This window comes from Streptomyces sp. CO7 (assembly GCF_053474865.1).
Genome location: NZ_JBRIOU010000001.1, coordinates 166566 through 170904, shown reverse-complemented (window position 1 = coordinate 170904; position 4339 = coordinate 166566). Strand labels below are relative to the sequence as shown.

The following is a 4339-nucleotide window of genomic DNA, read 5'->3' as shown; positions in this document are numbered from 1 at the left end:
GGCGGAAACGGGGTGCGGGGACGGCATCGGAGAGAGACGGCGGCCGAGGGTCATCGGCCGGTCACCACGTGCGCGAAGCGGGCGGCGCCGGCCGTGCCGAGTCCCACGCTCGCGGGGGTGACGGAGACCGAGCCGGTCGCGGTGACGGAGGAGGCCGAACCGCGCAGCACCCACAGGCCGCCCGTCCGGTTGTTCTCGCCCGGAGCGCCGACCAGCAGGTCCGCGGTGCCGTCCTTGTTCACGTCGACCAGCTGGACGGCCGTGCCGAAGGCGTCCCCGCCCTCGGCGGCGCCCGGGACGCCGGCGCTGCTCTGCATCCAGTTGCGGGCGTGGGCGGTGTCCAGGCCGTCCGCGGTGCCGCGGACGACGGTGACGGCACCGGTCGAGCCGTTCTCGCCCGGGGTACCGATCACCAGGTCGGCACGGCCGTCCTTGTCGGTGTCGCCGATGGCCACCGAGGCGCCGAAGCGGTCGCCCGCCTCACCCGCGCCCGGAATGCCCGCGGTGGCCTGGGAGATGGTCAGCCCGGAATTCGGCGTGCCGCCGGACCCGATGCCGAAGTGGACGGTGACCTGGCCGCCGAGCGAGGTGCCGGGGCTCTGCGAGGGGTCCTCGGGGTTGCCGACGACGAGGTCGAGGAAGCCGTCGCCGTCCAGGTCGCCGACCGCGGAGCTGGTGCCCGCGGACAACTCGGTGTCCCCGAAGCCGCCGGGGGAGACGAGCACGGCGCGAGGATCGTCGCCGTATCCGTCGGAGCCCCAGCCGCCGCTCCCGTGGCCCCGGCCGTGGATGACGAGACGGTCGTCGGAGCCGGGCATGTCCAGGGTGGTCAGGGCGACGACGCCGTGGCCCGGGTTGAGATCGGCCGTGGTGCCGTTGGTGCCGGAGGACTCGGACAGGTCGGCCGGCGTGAAGGAGATCGACGAGTCGCTGGCGCCGACGGCGATCGACAACCTGCCGCCGTTGACCGGGTTGAGCGAGTCGAAGGTGCCCACCGCCAGGGTTCCGCCGAACGCGTCGTGCTCGTACGGCCACGGGTCGGGGACCGTCTTCGCCTTCGTGGGGCCGGACGCCGAGCCCCACACGACGGTGACCGAACCTCCGCCCACGTCCCCGTTCACCTCCTCGCCGGGGGCGCCGACGACCAGGTCGCCGTACCCGTCGGCGTTCAGGTCGTGGACCACCACGGAGGCGCCGAAGCGGTCGCCCGCCTCGGCGGCGCCGGGTATGCCGGTGGAGTTCTGCGTCAGCACGGTGCGCCGCTTCGGGTCGACGCCCTGGGCGCCGCCGTACAGGACGACCACCGCGCCGGCCTTGGCGCGGCCCGAGACGGTGGCGTCCGGGGCGGAGACGACGAGGTCCCGGTACCCGTCCTTGTCGATGTCGCCCGGCGTGCCGGCGGCGGCCTGGGCGCCGGCCGCGGTCAGCGGGGTGAGGCCGCAGGCCAGCAGGGCGGCGGACATCAGCAGGTGGCGTTTGCGCATGGGACTCCTTCAGGACGCTGCTTCCGCGCGTCTTTCACCGGACGGCGCACGGAAGACACCTGAAGGGGCTGGAGGGTTGTACGGTGCGGGGCTCTGATCGGGAGTCCGGCCGATGGGGCCACGCCGGTCGCACCGGACCCGTGCATGTGTATGGTGCATGCCAAACTGCACACGCGGCCGCGGGGGGCTCCCTTGCACGTGCTCATGACGCTGGCCGGCCGGGGCGTCTCTCCTCAGGAGTGGGCGGTCGTGATGCTGGTCGGGGGAGCCTTCATGACATTGACGGGTGTCATCCTCGTGCTCAGCCCCTCGGTCTCGGCGGACTGGAACATCCAGCAGCAGCAGGACAGGTACGACGCCTACGGGCGCGGAAGGCCGCCGACGGCAGCCGACCGCCATGCGCAGCAGGTCCTCGCGCGTGCTTTTGGCGGCGTGTTCGCGGTCGTGGGACCCCTCCTGCTGATCGCGGGGATCGTGCGCCTGGTCACGCGGTGAGGACCGTGGCGGGCCGGCCTCGCGGCCCCGCGGTCACGGCTTGCGCAGCCGCCGGTCGAGGGCGAGGGACAGTTCCGCCTGGACCACGCTGCGGGCCAGCGGGCGCAGGCGCTGGGCGTCCTCCTCGGGGGCGTGGGCGCCCACCAGGTCGGCGAAGAGGTCCGCGATGGCGTCGGCGTGCTCGCGCACCCGCCGCCCCGCCTCCAGGACCGCGGCGAGCGGAATGCCCTCCCGCACCAGGGCGGAGGAGACGTCCAGCAGGTTGCGGCTGATGTGCACGAACTCCTCGCCGTCCACGGCGACATAGCCGAGCTCCATCGCCGCGACCAGGTTCTCCGGGGACACCTCGCCCGCGAACCGTTCCGCCAGCTCCTCCGGCGAGAGCCGCACCGGCGTCTCCTCGGTGGGGGCGACGCCCAGCAACTCGCCCACGCCCCGGCCGTGTTCGAAGGCCTCCGCGAGTTCGGCGATGCCGCTGAGGGTGTGGCCCCGCTCCAGCAGGGCCGCGATGGTGCGCAGCCGTGCCAGGTGGCGGTCGTCGTACCAGGCGATCCGCCCCTCCCGCCGCGGCGGCGCCAGCAGTCTGCGCTCGCGGTAGAAGCGGAGGGTGCGCGTGGTGATGCCGGCCAGTCGCGCCAGTTCCTCCGCGCGGTACTCCCGCCGCCCGTCGTCGTGTCCCACGGTCTCCGCCTCGTCCGTCACGCGGATCACCCTAGGCCGTACCACCGGTAACTTTCCTCGCCCGGACCCCTACCCATCAGTACGCCACTGCCCTACGCTCCCAACAGTGCCAGTGAACACTGGCAGGGTTCGCGAGGGTAGCCGCGCGGACCGCGGCACGGCACACGGAATTCGGCACGGCACCGGCAACAGCCAGTCACAGCGCGGGAGGCGGCGGGATGGCCGACTACGAGCACGAACACGTACGAGTGGCGGTGATCGGCGCCGGGTTCGGCGGACTGGGCGCCGCGGTCCGGCTGCGCCGGGAGGGCGTCACCGACTTCGTCGTCCTGGAACGCGCCTCCGCCATCGGCGGCACCTGGCGCGACAACAGCTACCCCGGGTGCGCCTGCGACGTCCCGTCGCACTTGTACTCGTTCTCCTTCGCCCCCAACCCGGACTGGCCGCGCGCCTTCTCCGGCCAGGAGCACATCCACGCCTACCTCGAGAAGGTGACCGACACCTTCGGCCTGCGTCCCCACCTCCGCTTCGACTCCGAGGTCGAGCGCATGACCTGGGACAACGAGGCGCTGCGCTGGGTGATCGAGACGAAGAGCGGCAGCCTCACCGCCGACGTCGTGGTCAACGCCACCGGCCCGCTCTCCGACCCCAAGCTGCCCGACGTGCCCGGCCTCGAGACGTTCCCCGGCAAGGTGTTCCACTCGGCCCGCTGGGACCACGACTACGACCTCACCGGCAAGCGCGTCGCCATGGTCGGCACCGGCGCCTCGGCCATCCAGATCGTGCCCGCGATCCAGCCGAAGGTCGGCCGGCTCACCGTGCTGCAGCGCACGCCCCCGTGGGTGATGCCCCGCGCCGACCGCCCGATCGGCGGCCTGGAGCGCAGGGTCCACCGCGCCGTCCCGCTCACCACCAGGATGCGCCGCGGCGTCCTGTGGGGCATCCGCGAGCTCCAGGTGCAGGCGTTCACCAAGCACCCCGACATGCTCGGCGTCGTCGAGAAGCTCGCCAAGGCCAACATGGCCAAGGCGGTCAAGGACCCCGAACTGCGCCGCAAGCTGACCCCGGACTACCGGATCGGCTGCAAGCGCATCCTGCTCTCCAACACCTACTACCCGGCGCTCGCGCAGCCGAATGTGGACGTGGTGGCGAGCGGCCTCGCCGAGGTCAGGGGCTCCACCCTGGTGGCCTCCGACGGCACCGAGGCCGAGGTCGACGCGATCGTCTTCGGCACCGGCTTCCACGTCACCGACATGCCGATCGCCGAGCGCGCGGTCGGCGCCGACGGACGGACCCTCGCGGAAACCTGGAAGGACGGCATGGCGGGCCTGCGCGGCACCACCACCGCCGGCTTCCCCAACTTCCTGCTGGTCATCGGCCCCAACACCGGGCTCGGCAACTCCTCGATGATCCTGATGATCGAGGCCCAGCTGAACTACCTCGCCGACTACCTGCGCCAGCTCGACGTCCTCGGCGGCCGCGCCGCCCTGGACGTGCGGCCCGAGGCGCAGGACGCCTGGACCCACCGCGTCCAGGAGCGGATGAAGCGCACCGTGTGGAACACCGGCGGCTGCACCAGCTGGTACCTCGACGCGAACGGGCGCAACACCACCGTCTGGCCGGGCACCACCTCCGAGTTCCGCAAGGCCACCCGCCGGGTCGACCTGCTGGAGTACGAC

Annotated in this window: 4 protein-coding genes; 2 read left to right on the top strand and 2 right to left on the bottom strand. The window is 72.6% G+C overall.

The features are described from left to right. Positions 1-50 precede the first annotated feature (50 nt). Positions 51-1484, bottom strand: a complete 1434-nt coding sequence (locus tag ACOV8S_RS00770; RefSeq protein ID WP_448315303.1) for a hypothetical protein — start codon at positions 1482-1484, stop codon at positions 51-53. 204 nt (positions 1485-1688) lie between these two features. Here ACOV8S_RS00770 and ACOV8S_RS00765 point away from each other — a divergent pair, with 204 nt between their 5' ends. Next, positions 1689-1979: a hypothetical protein gene (locus tag ACOV8S_RS00765; RefSeq protein WP_448315301.1), complete on the top strand. Its 291-nt coding sequence runs from the start codon at positions 1689-1691 to the stop codon at positions 1977-1979. A 33-nt stretch (positions 1980-2012) separates the two neighbouring features. Here the strand turns inward: ACOV8S_RS00765 and ACOV8S_RS00760 are convergent, their stop codons facing one another. After that, on the bottom strand, positions 2013-2681 hold the full coding sequence (locus ACOV8S_RS00760; RefSeq protein ID WP_351113382.1) for a MerR family transcriptional regulator: 669 nt from the start codon (positions 2679-2681) through the stop codon (positions 2013-2015). Between the two features lie 197 nt (positions 2682-2878). On the opposite strand from ACOV8S_RS00760, the gene ACOV8S_RS00755 reads away from it, so the two are divergent. Further along, positions 2879-4339 (top strand): flavin-containing monooxygenase (locus ACOV8S_RS00755; protein WP_448315299.1); only part of this gene is annotated, 1461 nt, incomplete at its 3' end.

What these genes read in the sequence shown, in the direction of transcription:
- ACOV8S_RS00765 (WP_448315301.1), top strand. Translation starts at nt 1,689, where the DNA reads ATGACGCTGGCCGGCCGGGGCGTCTCTCCTCAGGAGTGGGCGGTCGTG.
- ACOV8S_RS00770 (WP_448315303.1), bottom strand. Translation starts at nt 1,484, where the DNA reads ATGCGCAAACGCCACCTGCTGATGTCCGCCGCCCTGCTGGCCTGCGGC.